Origin of the sequence: Tistrella arctica, assembly GCF_039630945.1 — a bacterium.
In the GTDB taxonomy this organism is placed as follows: Bacteria; Pseudomonadota; Alphaproteobacteria; order Tistrellales; family Tistrellaceae; genus Tistrella; species Tistrella bauzanensis.
In genome coordinates this window covers 396787-416532 of sequence record NZ_JBBKTV010000007.1, presented here as the reverse complement: position 1 = coordinate 416532, position 19746 = coordinate 396787, and the positions used below count along the sequence as shown (strand labels likewise).

Here is a 19746-nt window from a genome sequence, read left to right as displayed (position 1 = left end):
TGGACGGGCCGCCGAGCGGTGGCGGTCAGGCGCCCCCGGTCAGCCGGGTGATGTCGGCACCGCAGGCGGCGAGCTTCGCCTCGATGTTCTCGTAGCCACGGTCGAGATGATAGACGCGGCTGACAATGGTTTCACCCCTTGCGGCCAGCCCCGCCAGCACCAGTGAGGACGACGCGCGCAGATCGGTCGCCATCACCGGCGCGCCGGTCAGCTTCGGCACGCCGCGCACCAGCGCCGATGCGCCATGCAGCACGATGTTGGCGCCCATGCGGTGCAGTTCCGGCACATGCATGAAGCGGTTCTCGAAGATGGTCTCGGTCACCATCGCGGCCCCCTCGGCCACCGTCATCAGCGCCATGAACTGCGCCTGCATGTCGGTGGGGAAGCCGGGATAGACCTGGGTCATCACATCGGCGCCGCGCAAGGGCCCCTGATCACGCACGATGCGCACGCCGCGATCGGTGACGGTGATCCGCGCGCCGGCCTCTTCCAGCTTTTCCAGCACCGAACCGATCAGCGCCGCATCCAGCCCGGTCAGTTCGACATCGCCGCCGGTGATCGCGCCGGCGATCGCATAGGTGCCGGCCTCGATCCGGTCCGGCAGCACCGAATGTTCGGCGCCATGCAGCCGGGCGACACCATGGATGGTCAGGGTTTCGGTGTCGATGCCCTCGATGCGCGCGCCCATCGCGGTCAGGCAGCGCACCAGATCGCCGATCTCGGGTTCTCGCGCCGCATTGTCCAGCACCGTCGTGCCATAGGCCAGGGTTGCCGCCATCAGCAGGTTCTCGGTCGCCCCCACCGACACGAAGGGCATCCGGATATGGGCGCCCTTCAGCCCCCGGGGCGCCGTCGCCCGGATATAGCCACCGTCCAGCTCGATGACCGCCCCCAGATCTTCCAGGCCCTTCAGATGCAGGTCGACCGGCCGGGTGCCGATGGCGCAGCCGCCGGGCAGCGACACCTGCGCCTCGCCCACCCGCGCCAGCAACGGCCCCAGCACCAGGATCGAGGCCCGCATCTTGCGCACCAGATCGTAAGGGGCCGTCGTGTTGGTGATCTGCCCGGCATCCAGCGCCAGAACCCGGCCTTCATGGCCGCCGCTGTGGCCGCCATTCATCGTGCAGACCACACCGTGCTGGGCCAGAAGCTTGACCATGGTGGTGATATCGGCCAGATGCGGCAGATTGGTCAGGGTCAGGGTCTCTTCGGTCAGCAGACCGGCCGCCAGCAGCGGCAGGGCGGCATTCTTGGCGCCGCCGATCGGAATGATGCCTTCGAGCGGCCGGCCGCCCCGGATGCGGATGCTGTCCATTCCTGGCCCGTTCTGGCTGTGGGTGTCGATAAGGGTGTCGGACTGAAGGCGCGTGGCGCCACCTGAAAGGATCATCGCCGTGGTCACAGACGCGGCAGCGTCACGCCGCGCTGGCCCATATATTTACCCAACCGGTCCTTGTACGAGGTCTGGCACGGCTGCTCGCCCTTCAGGAACAGGAACTGGCAGGCGCCCTCGCCGGCATAGATCTTGGCGGGCAGCGGCGTGGTGTTGCTGAACTCCAGCGTCACATGGCCTTCCCATTCCGGCTCCAGCGGCGTCACGTTGACGATGATGCCGCACCGCGCATAGGTCGACTTGCCGACGCAGATCACCATGATGTCGCGGGGAATGCGGAAATATTCCACCGTCCGCGCCAGGGCGAAGCTGTTCGGCGGGATCACGCAGACATCGAGCTTGCGGTCGACGAAGCTGCGGTCCGAGAAATCCTTCGGATCGATGACCGCGCTGTCGACATTGGTGAAGATCTTGAACTCGTCGGCCACGCGGGCGTCATAACCATAGGATGACAGCCCGTATGAGATCATGCCCTCGCGGACCTGCTTCTCGACGAAGGGCTCGATCATCCCCTCGTTCAAGGCGGTCTCGCGGATCCATTGATCGGACATGATCGACATCGGGTGCATCTCCCGCAGGTGACTGAAGACGTGGGCCGGAACGGCGACGCGCCCGCAACCGGATGATCCGCAGGCACCGGTGTGATGCGGATCGGCCGATGCAGGCTGGCACTGGCGACCATCGGGGCGCCGCTGGCCTCTTATAGACGACGCCGCAGCCCGGCTCAACGACGCGTTCGGCAACCCGGACCTGCGCCGGCCCGGTCAGTCCTCAGGTCCGGCCTCATGATCGTCGGCCGCCCGGTCGCGGGCCTGATGCTTGCGGCGCTGAAGATTGGCGCGCAACTGCGCCGCCTGCCGTGCCTTGCGTTCAGCCGCGGCCAGACGGGCGGCCTCGGTTTCGGCCGGCTGCTGGCGGCGGCGCGATTGCGCCTTGCCGTCAACGGGTTGGGAAGCGTCCTGATCTGTCATCGGTGTTTCGCCTGATCATCACGAGCGCCATGCGATGAAGAACGGGGTTGCATGGCGGCGGGAAACATGGCACACCCCGCCAACATTCGCGAGCGTCGCCGCCGTAGCTCAGTGGTAGAGCACTCCCTTGGTAAGGGAGAGGTCGTGTGTTCAATCCACACCGGCGGCACCATCCCCCCCCGGATGGCACCCTTGCGCGATGCACCACCCGGCCGGCGGCCGGGGCTGGAAAAACCGGTTGCAGATGCCGGGTTTTCATGGCAGTTTCCGCCCGCTTCGCCAGAGGCGCCGCCGTAGCTCAGTGGTAGAGCACTCCCTTGGTAAGGGAGAGGTCGTGTGTTCAATCCACACCGGCGGCACCATTTCATCCAGGCGGTGATCTGGCGCAAGGCTCCGACAGATTCAATGAAGCCCCGGCTCCCTTATCGGACGCCGGGGCTTCATGCGTTTCACCGGACCGCAACCGGCCGAAGCGCCACCATCAGACCGAGATGATATTGCTCCCGACCACGGCCGCGATCGTGTCGATGGTGAAGCTGCTGGTGCCGTCCGACACCACCTCACCGGCCACGAAGCCGCCGGCGGACGGGCGGATGGCCACAAAGCGGTTTGCCGGGATCGACATCATCACCATGCCGGTCGCGCCACTGGTCTGCCCGGTCACCAGGGTGCCCGCGACAAACGGGATCAGTGCGCTGCCAACCGTCGACCGCATGACCTGCTGGGTGCTGACCGTCTCGTCCAGCGTGCCGGTCGCCTCGACCTCGATCCGGTTGTCCTGCTTCACCGCCTCGGCCAGCCTGAGGCCGATGGTCGAGATGGTGATCGCCTCGCCATTGGGCTGATAGGGCATGCCGAACTCAACCCCCCGCACGGCATTGCCCCGAAACCGGACCCGCGCCCGGTTGCAGGCGCCGGTCACCCGCACCAGCGCGCCGGGCTTGTCGGCCGCCAGGATCGCCGGTCGTGTTCATGACCACGACATCCATGTCGATATCACGGCTGATCTGCCTCGCCATGCCGGCAAGGTTCGCCGTCAGAAAGCTCATGGCGTCACCTCTATTGTGGCGAGCGTTCGATGCGCCTTCCGTCAATACAGGGAAATGGACGATACGGCACCGATCCTGGTTTCGGTGTCACTGGCCCGGGACTGACTGGCCCGGGACTGATTGGCCTGAAACTGACGGGTCCGACGCCGAATAGGCCGCGGCCGACGGTGGTGCCGGGCGCGCCTTCGGCCGCTGGCCGGGCTCCGGCGCGGCGGCACGTGACATGGTGTCCGGTGTCGCCGCCAGGGGCCGGGTCGCGTCGCGCGGCAGCACCACGGTCGCGCGGGTTCCCTGTGCCGGCCGGCTGACAAGGTCGAACTGGCCACCCAGCAGATCGATCAGCCGCACCGCAAGCGGCAGACCAAGGCCGGTGCCGTGGTGGCGGCGATGCATGGCGCTTTCGATCTGGCCGAACACGCTCAGCGCCACCTCGATCTCGGCCGCCGACATGCCGATGCCGGTATCTTCGACCACCAGCACGATGCGGTCCGATGCGGCGCGGTCCGATACCGCACGGGCCGACAGCGTCACCCGGCCACCGGCGGGGGTGAACTTCACGGCGTTCGACAAAAGGTTCAGCAGAACCTGCGCCAGCCGGCGTTCGTCGGTGCGCATATCGGGCAGGCCCGGGGCAATGTCGGCCACCAGCCGCACGTGATTGTCCCGTGCCTGCGCCTCGACCATCCGCAGACAGTCGCGGACCACACGCCCCAGAACGACCGGCGCCACATCCACGGTCATCCGGCCGGATTCGGCCTTCGACAGATCCAGGATATCGTTGATCAGCACCAGCAGATGCCGGCCGGAGATGGCGATGTCACGGCCATAGGCGGCGTAGCGCGGGTTGCCGGCAGGGCCGAACATCTCGGCACCGATGATCTCGGAAAAACCGATGATCGCGTTCAACGGCGTGCGCAGTTCATGGCTCATATTGGCCAGGAACTCGGACTTCGCGCTGTTTGCGCGCTCCGCCTGCATCTTGGCCTCCATCAGCGCCTGTTCGAAACGACGCTGCTCGGTAACGTCCTGCACCGCGACCAGCGCGCCGCCCGAAGCGACCGGCCGCACGAACAGGTCCAGCACCCGGCCATTGCGCAATTCTTCAGACCAGGTCCGGGTATGGCGGGTCGCCAGCCGTTCCAGCCGCCGCGACAGAACCTCGCCCAGTTCCGACACGTCATAGCCTTCAACCCGTGCCGCATGTTCAAGAATAGCGTGCAGCGTGGTCCCCCGGCAGGCCAGGGACTCGCTCAGGCCGAACAATTCGCGATAGCGCTGATTGCAGACCACCAGCCGCCGTTCGGCATCGAACATCGCCAGCCCCAGAAACACGTTCTCAAGGGCGGCATTGAATTGCTGGCTGCGCTCTTCCAGTTCCTGTGTGCGGGTGTCGACCTCGGCATTCAGATGATCGGTCAGATGCGACAACGACAGCCGCAAGGTCTCGATGCCGGTCATTGCGGCCTCGATCTGCGGCAGACCGCCGCTGGTGCCCACCGGCCGGTCGATCTGGCCCTGCTCGATCCGGTGGATCGCCGCGTGCAGCCGGTCGAGCGGCCGCGCCAGATGGTTCCGCATCAGAACCACAGCGCCGGCAAAACCGGCGCCCGCGATCAGCAGCAACCCCGCCGTGCGCCAGCCCGAGGCGCGCCACGCCGCCAGCGCGTCGCTCTCGGCCAGCAGCACCACAACCTGCATGGCCTGACCCGGTACCGGCACCGCCGCCGCGAACCACGGTCCTCCGCCATAGTCGTCGCCGATCAGCACCGGCGCCGCCGGCTCGTCGCGCGCCTTTGCCGGGGTCCGAGGCGGCACGTCCCGGATGGCGTGCCGCAACTGGGTGACCTCGGCTTCGGCAAGCCCCGGGCTCGCCGCCAGCACCCCTGCCCCCGCGGTCGACATCAACAGCACCCGGCCATGAGCGCCGATCGGCGCCGCGCCATAGAACGCGCTGAAATGGTCCACATCCACGGCCGCGGCGGCGGCGCCCGCAAAGCCGCCCGCCGGATCGGTCAGCGCCCGGGCGACGGTGAAATAGCGCCGACCGGTGAAGGCGCCATAGGTGGTGCTCCCCACCACCATGCCGCTGTCGGGTGCCCGCATCAGCCGGCTCATGTAATCGTCACCGGCAAGGTCGATCGGCGGTGTCGGGAAGACATGGGTCTGCACATACATCACGCCGGCACGATCCACCGCCCACAGCGCCCGCAGTTGCTGCGAACCGCGGATCAACTCGTCCAGCCGATCGAACAGCAGACGTGGCCGTGGTGCCGCCCCGTCGCTGCGGAGACGCATGTCATAGTCCGCCACGCGGTCCACCGCGCGCAGAAGCGTCAGGTCGGCTGCCTCCATCGCCTGGGCGGCATGATCGGCCAGCAGGCTTGCGGTACCTTCAGCCCGCTCCATGGCGTCGCGCAGTGGCTGCTGATAGGCGACCATATGCAGCGTGACACCCACCCCGACCAGCACGAGATAGACCGCGATCGCCGCAATCATCAGGGCCTGGATCAACGGCATCTGGAGCAGCGACCGGCGCCCGGACGACGGCATATGACCAGCGGTCTCCTTGAGGTGCGTCGCATGATGCGCGCGACCGGACGGCGGCAGGTCTCGCAAGTCCCGGATCATGACGGCACAGCCAGCAGAGGTCTCCCGAAGGCAACAGACGGCCGGCGATACGGTGCCGCAGCCGGGCGTGCGTGGAAGTTTAACGGCAGATGTGTCCCGGTTTCATCATTTTTTGCAGCTTGAACGCGCATCACTCGCACAAGGCGAACCCCCTGCGCGAGATACAGCCTGATCACACATCCCCTGCCCGCGCCGGCCTGTGCCGGATCGGCGCCGTCCATTGTGCCGGAGCCGCGGGTCGCCGCATTGTCGGATGCGCTATATGATGTCGATCGCACCCGCTTCCTGTCGACAAGGCCATCCGATGACCCGTCCCACCACCCGCAAGCCGCGCCACCACACCGCAGCCCGCGCGGGCCTGCCCGCGGCCCTGGGCGCCCTGATGCTGATGGCGGCGCCGGCAGCCGCGCAAAGCACCGGTACCTTCAAGGACTGGTGGGTGGCCTGCGACAACCGCCTGAGCTGCACGGCCTTCGGCACGGCGCCGGCGATGACCGATGCCGTGTTCGGCACCTGGCTGTCGGTCGCACGCGACGGCGACGGCGACGGCGACGGCGACGGCGACGCGGTGCCGCGGCTTGCCATCGGCGTTCTGCTGGCCGACGAGGCCACGACCGGGCCGGTCACGGCGACGCTTACCATTCCCGGTGGTGGTGGCAGCCTGCCGCCGATCGACGCCACCATCGATCAGGGGATGCTGATGGCACCGCTCCCCGCATCGATGGCGGCGGCCATGCTGCCGGCACTGCGGCAGGCAGACATGCTGGACATCACCGTGACCGCGCCCGCCGCGGGTGTCCTCGCCTCCAGCCGGGTCTCGCTGGCGGGGGCCTCGGCGGCGCTGCTTTATGTCGATGATGCACAGAAGCGGGTGGGTACGGTCACCGCACTGGTCAGGCGGGGCGACAAGCCCGCCTCGGCCGTGCCGCCGGTGCCGCCGGTGCCGGTGGTCACACCACCGCAGCCCTCCACGTCCCCCGTGCCCGCCGGCTTGCCGGCCGGGTTTGACACCCGGTCTCAGGGCGACGACTGCGATCCTCAGGCCCGCGAGATGGTGCCACCGCTGATCGGCCGTCTGGATGCCGATCATGTGCTGTATGGCACCGTCTGTCTGGCCGGCGCCTATAACATGGTCTATCAACTGTGGGTTGAAGACCAACAGGGCGGGATCGAGGCGGCGGATATCGAGATGCCCGACGGCATCAGCCCGATCGACCTGATGAACATAGACTATGATGCCGACAGTCGCATGTTGTCGAGCTATGCCAAGGGGCGCGGGATCGGCGATTGCGGCACCGCCGCCAGTTGGCTGTGGGATGGCGGCCGCTTCCGCCTGACATCGCTGATCGCGATGGAGGTCTGTCAGGGCATTCCGGCCGATGCCTGGCCGGTGCTGTATCGGGCGGAGATCCGCTGACGATCACGCTCCGGTCAAGTCACTGTCGGGTCAGGTCACTGTCGGGCCGGGTCACTGTCGGGCCGGGTCATTGTCCGACCAGTGTCGAGGCGATATCCGGCCCCGGCACCGCGCCGTTCACCTGAATGCGGTGCCACAGCGCCAGCATCAGCAGCCCCCAGGCGCGCTGGCCCTGGCCGGGGCGGTCGGCCGCCCGGAACAGGTCGATCACGGCATCCCGTGGCGACAACCGGGCGATCAGCGGCTCGTCGGCCACCAGCGGCCCCAGCCGCGCGGCGTCGGCCGCAATCCACGCCCCCACCGGCACGGTGAAGCCGCGCTTGGGCGCAAACGGCGTCGCCTGCGGCAGATGCCGTGCCAGCCAGTGGCGCAGCAGCAGCTTGCCGCGCCGCCGGTCGACCTTCATCCGATCGGGCAAGGGCCAGGCGAAGGCGGCCATGGCCGGGTCCAGAAACGGGGTGCGTCCTTCGATGCCATTGGCCATCAGCATCCGGTCCAGCTTCAGCAGCAGGTCGTTGGGCAGCCAGTCGGCGCAATCCACCGCCTGAAGGCGTTGCAGCCGGGTGCCGCCGGCGCGGGCCGCCGCCGCTTCGGCAGCCGCCACGCCGTGGCGCCAGTCATCGGCCGTGGCCGACCATTCCGGCCGCAGCAGCCCCGTACCGTCCAGGTCGCCGCGACGGCGCATCGGGCGGCCCCCGAACAGCCGCCAGCGTCGGGCGCGACGATACCGGCCATAGCCGGCGAACAACTCGTCGCCGCCCTCGCCCGACAACACCACCTTCACATGGGCGCGCGCAATCTCGGCCAGCTTGAAACTGGGCAGAACCGCATAGTCCAGGGTCGGATCATCCAGCGCCCGCGCCACCTGCGGCGCGATCCGGTCGAAATCGGCGCGGGTCACCAGGGTCTCGATCAGGTCGGCACCGGTCACGCCGGCAACCACGCGGGCAGCAGCCCGTTCGTCATGCACCCCGCCATCGCCGAACCCGGCGGTGAAGGCGGTCACCGGCCGGCTGTTCAGGCGCGCCATCATCGCCAGCACGGCCGAACTGTCGACACCGCCCGACAGGAACAGGCCATAGGGCACATCGCTGCGCTGGTGCAGGTCGATGGTCTGCTCGAACACGCGGTCAAAAGCGGCCAGCGCCGCATCCATCCCGCGCCCGGGATCGGGCTCGGACCGGGCATCGCCCCCGGGCAGTGCCGGCGCCACCCGGCGGTCGGTGATCCGTCCGGCCTCGACGATCAGCCGCTCGCCCGGCAGCACCCGGCGGATGGCCGGGAAGACCGTTCCGGCTCCGGTGGTGAAATGCAGTTGCAGCAGCTCGATGATCCGCGCGTCGTCGAGGGCCGTGCCGGCAAGCCCGGCCCGGATCAGGACCGCCGGCTCCGACGCGAAGGCAAAGCCTTCGTGCCCCTCGACGTAATAGAGCGGCTTGATGCCGAACGGGTCACGCGCCAGCACCAGCCGGCCATCGCCGCTGCCGCGCGGATCATGCAGCGCGATGGCATACATGCCCCGCAACCGGTCGAAACCCTCGGTGCCATGGCGCAGATACAGCGGCAGAGGCGGCTCGCAATCCGATGCGGTGCGGAAGCGGGCATCGGGCAGTGACGCCTTCAATTCGCGGTAATTGTAGATCTCGCCATTGGCGACCAAAGCCAGGCTCCGGGCGTGATCGCCGCTCTGCACGGCGTTCCGGTCGGCGGGGTCGATCGGCCACAGCAGCGGCTGGTCACCGGTGGCAAGGTCGATGATCGCCAGCCGGGTGTGGACCAGCCCCACCCCGCCGCGCAGGGTCACACCATGGCCATCGGGGCCACGATGGCCCATGGCGCCGGCCAGGCGGTCCAGAACCGCGCGGGTGGGCGGCTGGCCGTCCCGGGTCATGATGCCGGCGATGCCGCACATGGGCGACTGTTCCTTCAGCTCCGGGGCAGGATCCGACGGAAGAGATCGGCATAGGCCCCGACCACCGCCGCCTCGGTGAAATTGCGCTCATAGGCCGTGCGGCCGCCGGCGATCATCGTCTCGCGCAGCCGGGTTTCACGCAGCACGGTTTCGATGCTCGCCGCCATGGCCGCGTCGTGATCCACCGGCACCAGCAGGCCGTTGGCGCCATGAGCGATCAGCTCCGACGGCCCCTGGCTTGCCGCCGCCACCACCGGCACGCCATGCGCCCAGGCTTCCAGCACGATATTGCCCAGCGGCTCGTGACGCGATGAACAGACGAACACATCGGCCGCCGCATACAGCGCCGCCACATCGGTGCGCCAGCCCAGGAACGACACCCGGTCGGTGATGCCAAGCCCGCGCGCCAGTTCGCGCAGATCGTCTTCCAGCGATCCCACGCCCGCCAGCCACAGATGCGCGCGCGGCACCTGCGCCACCGCACGGATCAGCACGTCGAAGCCCTTGTTCGGGTGCAGCCGCCCAAGCCCCAGGATCAGCGGCGCATCATCCGGCGTGCCCCAGCGCGACCGCGGCTCGGGCGGCATCGGCGTGGCGTCGACGAAATTGGGCACGTAATGGCTGCGCTCGGCCGGCACGCCCTTGCGGCGCAGATAGGCGACGATATCGCGGGTGTTACCGACCAGATGATCGGCGCCGCGATAGTTCTTCAGATCGTAATATCCACCCAGCCGTGCCACATGAACGAAATCGCCCGCCGGGCAGGCGGCCGTGGCCCGGTTCATCCAGGTCAGCACGATGTCGGGCCGGAAGCGCTTCACCATCCGCCGTAAACGCCACCAGGTCCTGATGTCGACATGGCGGCCGAAACGCAGCCCCTGGGGGTCGAGGCCCGCGGCCCGCAGCTTCGCCATGCGTTCCGGGTGGGGGCGAACGGCGATCGCCTGCTCGATCCCCCTGTGATGGAAGGCGACCGCCAGGCGGTCGAAGAAGGCCTCGGCACCGCCATGGGCGGCGCCCGCCATGAGCTGCATCACCCGGAGCGGCCGCCCGTCCCTGAGCAGGACGGGGAGGTCCGGGGGGGTGACGGCAGGTCGCGGCTGTTCGGTATCAGGCATCATCCGTCCGTCGGGTTGCCGGGAGGGCGAAGGCGGTCCGCTGTCACGGGCGGGCCCAGCCGATCGCGGCGGGCCCGGTCCATCCCGGCCACGACGGCGCGGATATCGTAGCCGAGCCGGTCCAGATGCGCACGGCCGTTCCGCGCCATCGCCTCGCGGCGGGCCGGATCGTCGGCCAGCGCACCGATGGCCGCCGCGAGTGTATCGGCAGTGGCCGGGTTCAGGGTCAGGCCGGCGCCGTGGACGATGTCGCGGAGCCCGCCGCGATCGGTCGCGATCAGCGGGCAGCCCATCGCCAGGGCCTCGACCGCGGTGCGGCCGAAGGGTTCGTCCCAGACCGACGGCACCACCGCCATCGCGGCGCGACCATAGAGGTCGAGCACCTGATCGAAGGTGCGGAAGCCGGTCATTTCGATCAGCGGCCGGTCGCGGCCGGCATTGATCTCCGCCACCCGCGCCCGCACGCCCGCCTCGAAGGTCGAAACGGCGGCCATCCGCGCGCCCGCGCCCTCAGGCGGGCGATCGGCGCCCACCATCACCGCCCGCCAGCCCGGCCGGTCGGCGAGTGCCGCGGCGGCCGCCTCGACAAACAGATCCGCGCCCTTGTCTCTGACAATGCGGCCGACGAACAGCACCACCTGCCCGCGCGGCTCGGTGATGGCCGCGCGGTTCGCGTCGAAGACGGACAGGTCGAAACCGATCGGGCAGACCACCGCCTTCGCCGCCAGCGCCGGATCGTCGATGCCGTCGAGCAGCCGCGCGCGGATATAGCCGCTGACACAGAACACCGTGTCGAGCCGGGCGAGCAATGCCCGACGGTCGGCGGCACTGCGGAAACGGCGCATGACCTGGGGATCGTTGTGCAGGAACAGGGCAAAACCGGCCCGGGGTGCGATGCGCATCAACCAGGGCAGAAATTCCGGCCGGTTATGGACCTCGATCAGCTTCGGCCGGGCGGCGAGCAGCACGCGGGTCGCCGAGATCAGATAGGCCAGGCGCCGCGATCCGATCAGCCCCCGGGTCGCTAGGCTGCGAAAGCTGATGCCCTCGAAGGGTCGCTCAACCGCAGCACCCAGGACCGTGGTGCGGTCGGCATAGCCGCTGAATCGGACAAAATCACGCACCGAGAGCGCGATGGCGCCGGCATTGGCCGCCTGGAAGCTCTCGCTCGGCGTCAGCAGGATGGCAAGATCGGTCGGGCGGTGGGTCATTGGGTCACCAGTCCCGGTCGCGCCACGCCAACCCGGTCAAGCAACGCCACCGCGGCCCGCTCCACGGTATCGACGGCAAGGTCGGTCATGTAGCAGCGATCGGCCGGTGACGACGATCGCTCGGCCGCGAGCTGGTGATGGGATTCGGGCGTCCGAACCGCCACCGCATGGTCGCCCCACGGGCCATAGACCACATCCGAGGTGGGGCCGAACAGCCCGACGGTCGGCGCGCCGGCAGCCGCGGCCATGTGCATCAGGCCGCTGTCATTGCCGACAAACAGGTCCGCACGCTCCAGCAGGGCCTGAACCGCCAGCAGCGGCAGGGTGCCCACGATGTCGGGGGCGTTCAGGCTCAGAGCGTGCGCGGCCGACAGCACCGGCTCCGCCTGTGGCCGTTCATGGGCGGCGGCGATCACGGCGACCGAGGCACCCCCAAGCCGCCCCTTGGGCCCCGCCAGCCGCCCGACCAGGCTTGCGAACCGGTCGGCCGGCCATTGCTTGCCCACCCAGTTGGCGGCAGGGGCCACCACCAGCAGCCGGCGGCCATCGGCCGGCAGGGCGCGGGTTGCCGCGTCGTGGTCCTGGGGCCTGGTCCAGATACGGGGCGCCGGTGGCGTGTCCAGATCCAGCGTGCCCGCCAGTTGGAACAGCTTGTGGCGACCGCCGTCATGGCGCGCCAGCACCCGCCGACGTCGGGCCCGCAGGGTCCAGGCAATCGCCGAACCGCGCAGATCGACCACCATGTCCCAGTGCGTGCCGATCACCGCCCGCCACAGATCGCGCCAATGCCCGGCGTAACGGCGCTTGACGATGGGGATCACCCGCTCGATCCCCGGCACGGCCGCAAACAGAGCCGCCGCGGGTGCGCCCACGGCAACGGTGACACGCGGCACGCCCCGCCCCGCCGCGCGCTCCGCCCGGATCAGGTGATCGAGCAGGCCGGTCGACAGAACCGCATCGCCGATGCGGGTGGAGGTGATGAACAGCAGATTCATGCGCAATCCCGGCCATGGCATCCCGTCGGTTATAGGGTGCCTGTGGCCGGTGATGCAACCATGGTCCCCGCAGCACCGGGCTTCGATCGCACGGCACGCGCGGCTTCCCCTTGAACCCGCCGGTCGCCGACGCCACAGTTGAGCGGCCGGCCGGCAATCGGCCGCACCGGACGACGCCACCGACAGGACCGCCACATGACCCTGACCATCCAGCCCCGCATCGCCCGCCTGCCCGGCCGCAGCCTGATCATGCTCGATGGCGCCGATGCGCTGCGCTTCCTCGACGGGCTGGTGTCGGGCGACCTTGATCCGGTGGAGGAAGGCCGCGCACGCTATGGTGCCCTGCTCACCCCCCAGGGCAAGATCCTGCATGACCTGATCGTGGCACCGGCCGACCCGGCGGCAGGCGCCGAACGGCTGCTGGTGGAATGCGCCGCGCCGCTTGCAGGCGATCTGGTCAAGCGGCTGACGCTGTACAAGCTGCGCGCCAAGGTGACCATCCGCCCCGCCACCGGGCTTGTGGTCGCCGTGGCCTTCGGTTCCGGTGCCGCGGCGGCACTGAGTGTCGACGACGCCCCCGGCAGCGTTCGGGCCACGGGCGGCGATGTCGCCGAGGGCGGCGTGCTGCAGGTGACCGATCCACGCCGCGCGGGGCTGGGCGTGCGGCTTTGGGGCAGCGATCAGGCCGTCGCCGACCGCGCAGCCGCGGCCGGTCTTGCGTCGGCCGAGGCCGCAGACTGGGATCTGTGGCGGATCGAGGCACGGGTGCCCGAGGGGCCGGCGGACCTGCCGCCCGAACAGGGGCTGGCGCTGGAACACGATCTGGACCGGCTGAACGGCGTCGCCTTTGACAAGGGCTGCTATGTCGGGCAGGAAGTCACCACCCGCAGCAAGTTCCGCGGCCAGGTCCGCAAGCGCCTGTTCGTGGTCGATACGGCCGACGGCGCCCGCCTGCCGCCGCCGGGCACGCCGGTGATGGCGGGCGAGCGTGCGGCCGGCGATCTGCGCAGCAGCGTCGGCGGCACCGGCATCGCCCTGCTCCGGATCGACCGGACGGACGAGGCGGCAGCCGGCAGCGGCCCGGTCCTGACCGCCGATGGCATCACCCTGGCCGCGCGACCGCGTGGCGACGACTGACACGGAAGATCCGCGCCCGGCATCGCCTGCCGCGCGCCCATGGAAGGATGCCCCCGCCGTGACCGATACCCCAGCCGCCGCCGACGGCACCTGCCCATGGTGTGGCACCGATCCGCTCTACCGCGCCTATCACGACACCGAATGGGGCGTGCCGGTGTGCGACGACCGGCAGATGTTCGAGATGCTGGTGCTGGAAAGCTTCCAGTCCGGCCTGTCCTGGATCACCATCCTGCGCCGGCGCGAGGGGTTCCGACAGGCGTTTCTGGGCTTCGATGCCGAGGCCGTGGCCCGGATGGGGCCCGATGACGTCGACCGGCTGGTCGGCGATCCCGGCATCATCCGTCATCGCGGCAAGATCGAGGCGACGATCGGCAATGCCCGCGCCACCCTGGCGCTGCGCGATGCCGGGCGCGGGCTTGCCGATACGCTGTGGGACGTGATCGACGGCCGCCAGATCACCAATCATCTGGCCAGCATGAGCGACGCCCAGGCCCGCACCGATCTGTCGGACCGGATCGCGAAGCTGCTGAAGCAGAAGGGCTTCAGGCATATGGGCTCGACCACCACCTATGCGCTGATGCAGGCGACCGGGATGGTGAACGATCATCTGGTCAGTTGTCCGCGCCATGCCGAGATTGCCCGCGCCGCGGGTGACGCGGGCTGAACCGGTCCGGTCAGGCTTCCAACTGAAGCACGGTCTCGGTCGGCACGTCCAGACGTGCCCGACCGCCCAGGCCGATCAGTTCGATGATGAAGGCGGCACCCGGCACCTCGGCGCCCACCTTGCGCAGCAGGGTGACGGCGGCCGACGCGGTGCCGCCGGTGGCCAGAAGATCATCGACCAGCACCACCCGCTGGCCGGGCTCGATCATGCCCTCCTGCACCTCGACCACATCCTCGCCATATTCCAGCGCATAGGCATGGCTGACGGTGCGGCCCGGCAGCTTGCCGCGCTTGCGCACCATCACGAAGCCCTTGCCCAGCGCCAGTGCCAGGGGGGCCGCCGCCAGAAAGCCGCGCGATTCGATCCCGGCCAGCAGGTCGGGCTGCATCGGGCGGATTGCCTCGGCCATCCGGTCGATGGTCTCGCGCCAGGCGTCGGAATGCGCCAGAAGCGTCGAGATGTCATAGAACAGAATGCCCGGCTTCGGAAAATCCGGAACGTGGCGGATATGGCTCGCAAGATCCATGGCGACGCTGGTCCTTCTGGAGGTCGGCTGGAGGGGGTGCCGCGCGGCCACCATGACCGGGGCAGATCCGCCACCCGTCGAGCCTAGCAAAACGACAACCTGTAGTGGAGATATTTTCCGGCCAGAGTTCCTCTGACGATCGATGTTCCTCTGACGATCGATGTTCTTCTGGCGATCGATATCGGCCACGGCATCAACGGCTATCGAAACCGTGGCACGGCCTCGTCGTGACCCATCGGGTCCAGATGGGTGATGATCTCGGCGTCGGGATAATGCACCCGCAGCCGCCGCTCGGCCTCGTCGGCAATGGTATGGGCCTGGGTCAGGCTCTGTTCCGGCAGCAGTTCCAGATGCATCTGAATGAAGGTGTGCACGCTGGACGACCGGGTGCGCAGATCATGCATGCCTTTGACGCCCGGCACCGCCAGAATGATCGCCCGGATGCGTGCGCGATCCTCTGCCGGAAGTTCATGATCCATCAGCGCGTCCAGGGCACTGCGCCCGATGCCCCAGGCGCCGCGCAGCAGATGCAGCGCGATCAGCACCGCGATCACCGGATCGGCCTCGGTGATGCCCAGATACTGGCTGAGCACGATCGAGGTGATCACGCCAAGATTGATCAGCAGATCGCCGGTATAGTGCAGCCGGTCGGCGCCAACCGCCATCGATCCGGTCTTTGCCAGCACATGGGTCTGATAGCGCACCAGCACCAGCGTCACAATGATGGCGATCACCATCACGGCGATGCCGATCGTGCCCTCGCCCACCGGTTCCGGCTGGAACAGGCGGCGCACGGCCTCCACCGTCAGCAGCAGCGCCGACCCTGCGACAAACAATGCCTGCCCCATGGCGGCCAGCGGTTCGGCCTTGCCATGGCCGAAGCGATGCCCGGCATCCGCCGGCCGCATCGCCTGGCGCACCGCCAGCAGCGTCACCAGACTGGCACCGGCATCCGACACGCTGTCGACCAGGCTGGACAGAATGCTGACCGACCCGGTCATGATCGAAGCCGCGATCTTCAGCGCCACCAGGGCCAGCGCCACGCACAGCGACGCCATCGTCACCCGGCGCTTCAGCCGGGCCAGCGCCGGATCGGGTGGTGCCAGAACACCCGTGGGGGCCGGATCGCGGGCGGGAGACATCATCGTCGCCGGATCAGGGAAACAGCCATTGCCGGGTCCAGCCGGCACCGTCGCGCAGATAGACCAGCCGCTGATGCAGCCGGAAACGGCCTTCCTGCCAGAACTCCATGCGCTGCGGCACCACCCGGAAGCCCGACCAGTGATCGGGCCGCGGCACCCGGCCGACATTGAATTTCAGGGCGAATTCGGCCGCCCGCTTCTCAAGCTCATAGCGGCCCTTCATCGGCCGCGACTGCCGCGAGGCCCAGGCGCCGATCTGGCTGTCGCGGGCTCGGCTGGCGAAATAGGCATCGGCCTCGTCCGCCGTCACCTGCTCGACCTGTCCCTGAACGCGGACCTGACGGCCCAGCGGCATCCAGTAGAACAAAAGCGCCGCCTGCGGATTGCCCAGCAGGTCGCGGCCCTTGTCGCTCTCGTAATTGGTATAGAAGACGAAGCCATCGCGGTCCCATGCCTTCAGCAGCACCATACGCGCCGCAGGCAGGCCATCGGTGCCGGCGGTGGCCACGCACACGGCCGTGGGCTCGGTGATCGCGGGCTCGGCGCGCACATCGGCGTACCAGCCGCCAAACTGTTCGAACGGATCTTCAAGCTCGCGGATCGACATCAGATCACAGGCTCCGGCGGAAGGCGGGTCTTCAGGGACAGGATCGGTGCCCAATAGATGCACAGCCACCAGACGGGGGCAAGTCCGGGATGGCGGGCCAGAACGGGTGGGACCAGACGGGTGCGACCGAATGCCCTAAGACGGCCTCTTGTCGCGATGTCGATGCGCACCGACATTTCGAGGTGGCAACCACGACCCGCAACCTGTGACCATGGGCCTGAAATTTGACACGGCAAATCCGATGCCTGCCGCTTCTGGCCGGCCGGCCGCGTGATATGATCCGCACCTGACGAGCATCGGCCATCTGGTCCACAGGATATCGCCCCCTTGTCCACAGGATACTTGTCCATAGGATATCGGTCGTCGTCGGCGTAGAAGATCGCACCCCACATCATCACCGGAAGCTCCCATGAAGCCGTTTATTCCCGTCATCGTCGCCGCCGCCCTCGCTCTGGGCGCCTGCTCCAGCAGCGACATGGGCACCAAGGAAGGCGTCGGCTCCGTCCTCGGCGCCGTGGGCGGCGCCGTCGCCGGCGCGCAGTTCGGCAAGGGCACCGGGCAGATCGCCGCCGCCGCCGTCGGCACGCTGGTCGGCGCCTATCTGGGCAACGAGGTCGGCAAGTCGCTGGATCGCGCCGACCGCGTCGAGGCCCAGGCCGCCAGCCAGCGCGCGCTGGAAAGCAACCCCACCGGACAGACCACCAGTTGGAGCAATCCCGACAGCGGCCATTCCGGCACGATCACCCCGGTGAAGACTTATCAGAACCCGAATGGCGAATATTGCCGCGAATTCACCCAGCGCGTGAATGTCGGCGGCAAGACCGAAGAGGCCTATGGCACCGCCTGTCGGCAGCCCGATGGCAGTTGGCGTATCGTGAACTCTTGACGCGGAGCCCGCGTCCCACGACCCTTGGGCACGGACCGCCGCCCGCTCGCAGGCGGCGGTTCGCTTCTGGCTGCGCGGCCGTGTCCCCGGGGGACAGGGCCGGCCTGTAGACAGCCGGACAGTGTTCGCCCACGGGGGACCGCGTGACTGCCGATCCGTACCAGACCCTGGGCGTGGCTCGTGACGCCACGCCCGATACCATCAAAGCGGCCTATCGCCGTCTCGCCAAGGCTTACCACCCGGATCTGCACCCGGGCGATGATGCCGTGGAGCGCCGGTTCAAAGACGTGTCCGCGGCCTATGCCGTGCTCTCCGATCCCACGCGCCGCGCGGCGTTCGATCGCGGCGACACCGATGCAAACGGCGCATCCCGCCCCCGCCCTCAGGGCCGTCCGCGCGGCGATGGCGGCGGCTTCGCCGATTTCTTCTCCGACATCTTCACCGAACCCGGCCGGACCCGGCGCCCGCGTGCAGCCGGTGGTGGCCCCGGTACAACAGGTGGTGGTGCAGGCAGCGGCATCGGGGGTGGCAGTGCCGCCGGCACCGGTAGTACCGCGGCCGGGCGGACCGGCATTCACCGCCGGGGCGTCGACGTCACCTATACGCTGCTGGTCGAGTTCATCGAGGCGGCGCGCGGCACCCGCAAGCGCATCCGCCTGCCCGAGGGCCGCGAGCTAGAGGTCACGGTGCCGGCCGGTATCCGCGACGGGCAGAAGCTGCGCCTGTCCGGCCAGGGCATGCCCGGATTCGGCAATGCCGAGGCCGGCGATGCGCTGGTCGAGGTGAATGTCCGGCCGCATCCGCTGTTTCGCGCCGACGGGCGCGACATTCTGATCGACGTGCCTGTCACGCTTCCCGAAGCTGTGCTGGGTGCCGGCATCATCGTTCCCACCCTCGACGGCCCGGTCCGGGTCGCCGTGCCGCCCGGATCGAGCGGCGGACGGCGGCTGCGCCTGAAGGGCCGTGGCATGGGTGCGGATTCCGGCGATCGCGGCGACATGTTCGTCGTCCTCAGGCTCGTGCTGCCCGATCGCGACGACCCCGCGCTGACCGAATTCGTGAAGCGGTGGAAGCCGCCTCAGGATTACGATCAGGTCCGGCGGCGTGCCGGGATTGAATGACCGATCGCCTCGCTCCTCTCAAGACAGTGCTGTCCCGTCTGCGCGGCATGCGCCGTGTGCGGGAACTGACCGTGGCCTATGGGCGTTTCGTCAAGGACGGCGCCGACCAGATCTCGGGCCATATCGCCTTCGCGATGCTGTTCTCGATGTTCCCCTTCCTGATCGTGCTGGTGGTTCTGGCCGGCACGGTCGGTCAGGCGGACGAGGTTCACACGCTGATCCTGACTCTGCTGGACTATCTGCCGCCCGATGTGGCAGAGGCTTTGCGCGGGCCGATCGACACCATCATCTTCGGGCCGAAGGGCGGCCTGCTCACCTTCGGTATCCTGACCGCGCTATGGTCGGCCTCGAACGCGCTCGAAAGCATGCGCAACGCGCTGAACCGGGCCTTTCGGGTCCGGATGGTGCGCCCTTTCTGGAAGCGTCGCGGGCAGAGCCTGATCCTGGTCGTGCTGGGCGCGCTGATCCTGCCGGTGGCGCTGGCCCTGTTCGTGCTGTTGCCGATCGCGATCGGCCCGGCGGTGGATTTCTTCGGCCTGTCGGAAAGCTGGATCTGGCTGGTCCATACGCTGCGTCCGCCCCTGTTGCTGCTGGGCACGATCGCAGTCGTCTGGGGGCTGCTGCGGCTGCTGCCCGACGCCCTGCCGCCGCGGCGCCGGGCCCTGCTGCCGCCGGCCGCCGTTATCGTGCTCGGCTGGACGGCGCTGCTGATCGGATTTTCAGTTTATCTGCACCAGACCGGTGGGATGAATGCGGTCTATGGCAGCCTGGGCAGCATGATCGCGACCCTGCTTCTGCTGTATCTGGCAGCCTATATCTTCCTGCTGGGCGGATACTGGGCAGCGGTCAGAGCCCGTATCGATCGTCACCGGCGCCGTCATGCGGCGATGCGCAGGCTGGCACGACGGCATATGCTGAAGGCACGGGCGCGGTGACTTGCCCGGCATTGCCGGCGTTTTAGCCACCACC

The 19746-nt window shown here is 68.6% G+C and carries 19 protein-coding genes and 2 tRNA genes; 9 read left to right on the top strand and 12 right to left on the bottom strand.

Features of this window, described 5'->3' with window-relative positions; translation table 11 throughout:
• Positions 1-25: 25 nt before the first annotated feature.
• The 3 genes from murA to WG924_RS18120 form a co-directional block, all read right to left on the bottom strand.
• On the bottom strand, positions 26-1315 hold the full coding sequence (murA, locus tag WG924_RS18130) for a UDP-N-acetylglucosamine 1-carboxyvinyltransferase (RefSeq protein WP_345934503.1): 1290 nt from the start codon (positions 1313-1315) through the stop codon (positions 26-28).
• Positions 1316-1398: 83 nt separating this feature from the next.
• On the bottom strand, positions 1399-1953 hold the full coding sequence (dcd, locus tag WG924_RS18125) for a dCTP deaminase (protein ID WP_188580653.1): 555 nt from the start codon (positions 1951-1953) through the stop codon (positions 1399-1401).
• Between the two features lie 204 nt (positions 1954-2157).
• Positions 2158-2364 (bottom strand): hypothetical protein, encoded by a 207-nt coding sequence (locus tag WG924_RS18120; protein WP_345934501.1) that lies wholly within the window; start codon positions 2362-2364, stop codon positions 2158-2160.
• 97 nt (positions 2365-2461) lie between these two features.
• Here WG924_RS18120 and WG924_RS18115 point away from each other — a divergent pair.
• Positions 2462-2536 (top strand) — tRNA-Thr (locus WG924_RS18115).
• Positions 2537-2651: 115 nt separating this feature from the next.
• Positions 2652-2726: transfer RNA gene (locus WG924_RS18110), tRNA-Thr, on the top strand.
• A 119-nt stretch (positions 2727-2845) separates the two neighbouring features.
• Here WG924_RS18110 and WG924_RS18105 read toward each other — a convergent pair.
• A complete protein-coding gene (locus tag WG924_RS18105) occupies positions 2846-3217 on the bottom strand; it encodes a hypothetical protein (RefSeq protein WP_345934500.1) in 372 nt (123 codons plus the stop codon).
• A 52-nt stretch (positions 3218-3269) separates the two neighbouring features.
• Here WG924_RS18105 and WG924_RS18100 point away from each other — a divergent pair, with 52 nt between their 5' ends.
• Positions 3270-3518, top strand: coding sequence for a hypothetical protein (locus WG924_RS18100; protein WP_345934498.1), 249 nt, complete (start codon positions 3270-3272; stop codon positions 3516-3518).
• Here the strand turns inward: WG924_RS18100 and WG924_RS18095 are convergent.
• Positions 3501-5963 (bottom strand): ATP-binding protein, encoded by a 2463-nt coding sequence (locus WG924_RS18095; protein ID WP_345934497.1) that lies wholly within the window; start codon positions 5961-5963, stop codon positions 3501-3503. The two genes, WG924_RS18100 and WG924_RS18095, sit on opposite strands and share 18 nt — an antisense overlap.
• 382 nt (positions 5964-6345) lie before the next feature.
• On the opposite strand from WG924_RS18095, the gene WG924_RS18090 reads away from it, so the two are divergent.
• Positions 6346-7458 carry a DUF1176 domain-containing protein gene (locus tag WG924_RS18090; protein ID WP_345934496.1) on the top strand — a complete coding sequence of 371 codons (1113 nt, stop codon included), beginning with the start codon at positions 6346-6348 and terminating at the stop codon, positions 7456-7458.
• A gap of 67 nt (positions 7459-7525) precedes the next feature.
• On the opposite strand, the gene asnB is transcribed toward WG924_RS18090, so the two are convergent.
• From asnB to WG924_RS18070, 4 genes are read right to left on the bottom strand one after another with little or no spacing between them, the layout of a single operon-like run.
• Positions 7526-9370 carry an asparagine synthase (glutamine-hydrolyzing) gene (asnB, locus tag WG924_RS18085; protein WP_345934495.1) on the bottom strand — a complete coding sequence of 615 codons (1845 nt, stop codon included), beginning with the start codon at positions 9368-9370 and terminating at the stop codon, positions 7526-7528.
• A 14-nt stretch (positions 9371-9384) separates the two neighbouring features.
• Positions 9385-10488, bottom strand: coding sequence for a glycosyltransferase (locus WG924_RS18080; RefSeq protein WP_345934494.1), 1104 nt, complete (start codon positions 10486-10488; stop codon positions 9385-9387).
• Positions 10488-11699: a glycosyltransferase family 4 protein gene (locus WG924_RS18075; protein ID WP_345934493.1), complete on the bottom strand. Its 1212-nt coding sequence runs from the start codon at positions 11697-11699 to the stop codon at positions 10488-10490. Before WG924_RS18075 ends, WG924_RS18080 begins: the two co-directional genes overlap by 1 nt.
• Positions 11696-12694 (bottom strand): glycosyltransferase family 9 protein, encoded by a 999-nt coding sequence (locus WG924_RS18070; RefSeq protein WP_345934492.1) that lies wholly within the window; start codon positions 12692-12694, stop codon positions 11696-11698. The genes WG924_RS18075 and WG924_RS18070 overlap by 4 nt, the downstream gene beginning before the upstream one ends.
• Before the next feature lie 195 nt (positions 12695-12889).
• On the opposite strand from WG924_RS18070, the gene ygfZ reads away from it, so the two are divergent.
• Positions 12890-13831, top strand: a complete 942-nt coding sequence (gene ygfZ / locus WG924_RS18065; RefSeq protein ID WP_345934491.1) for a CAF17-like 4Fe-4S cluster assembly/insertion protein YgfZ — start codon at positions 12890-12892, stop codon at positions 13829-13831.
• A 58-nt stretch (positions 13832-13889) separates the two neighbouring features.
• The gene (locus tag WG924_RS18060; RefSeq protein ID WP_345934490.1) at positions 13890-14495 is read left to right on the top strand and encodes a DNA-3-methyladenine glycosylase I; all 606 of its coding nucleotides are present in this window, start codon (positions 13890-13892) and stop codon (positions 14493-14495) included.
• 10 nt (positions 14496-14505) lie between these two features.
• Here the strand turns inward: WG924_RS18060 and WG924_RS18055 are convergent, their stop codons facing one another.
• The 3 genes from WG924_RS18055 to pdxH all read right to left on the bottom strand — a co-directional run bounded on the left by WG924_RS18055 (position 14506) and on the right by pdxH (position 16770).
• Entirely contained in the window at positions 14506-15021 is a 516-nt protein-coding gene (locus WG924_RS18055) for an adenine phosphoribosyltransferase (RefSeq protein ID WP_188582435.1), read from the bottom strand.
• A gap of 200 nt (positions 15022-15221) precedes the next feature.
• Positions 15222-16166, bottom strand: coding sequence for a cation diffusion facilitator family transporter (locus WG924_RS18050; RefSeq protein WP_345934489.1), 945 nt, complete (start codon positions 16164-16166; stop codon positions 15222-15224).
• A gap of 10 nt (positions 16167-16176) precedes the next feature.
• A complete protein-coding gene (gene pdxH, locus WG924_RS18045) occupies positions 16177-16770 on the bottom strand; it encodes a pyridoxamine 5'-phosphate oxidase (RefSeq protein ID WP_345934488.1) in 594 nt (197 codons plus the stop codon).
• Between the two features lie 409 nt (positions 16771-17179).
• Between pdxH and WG924_RS18040 the strand changes: the two genes are divergently transcribed.
• From WG924_RS18040 to WG924_RS18030, 3 genes are all read left to right on the top strand, one after another.
• Positions 17180-17656: an RT0821/Lpp0805 family surface protein gene (locus WG924_RS18040; RefSeq protein ID WP_345934487.1), complete on the top strand. Its 477-nt coding sequence runs from the start codon at positions 17180-17182 to the stop codon at positions 17654-17656.
• Between the two features lie 143 nt (positions 17657-17799).
• Complete coding sequence (locus WG924_RS18035; protein WP_345934486.1) at positions 17800-18777, top strand: DnaJ C-terminal domain-containing protein; 978 nt, start codon at positions 17800-17802, stop codon at positions 18775-18777.
• Positions 18774-19712 (top strand): YihY/virulence factor BrkB family protein, encoded by a 939-nt coding sequence (locus WG924_RS18030; protein ID WP_345934485.1) that lies wholly within the window; start codon positions 18774-18776, stop codon positions 19710-19712. The genes WG924_RS18035 and WG924_RS18030 overlap by 4 nt, the downstream gene beginning before the upstream one ends.
• Positions 19713-19746 lie beyond the last annotated feature (34 nt).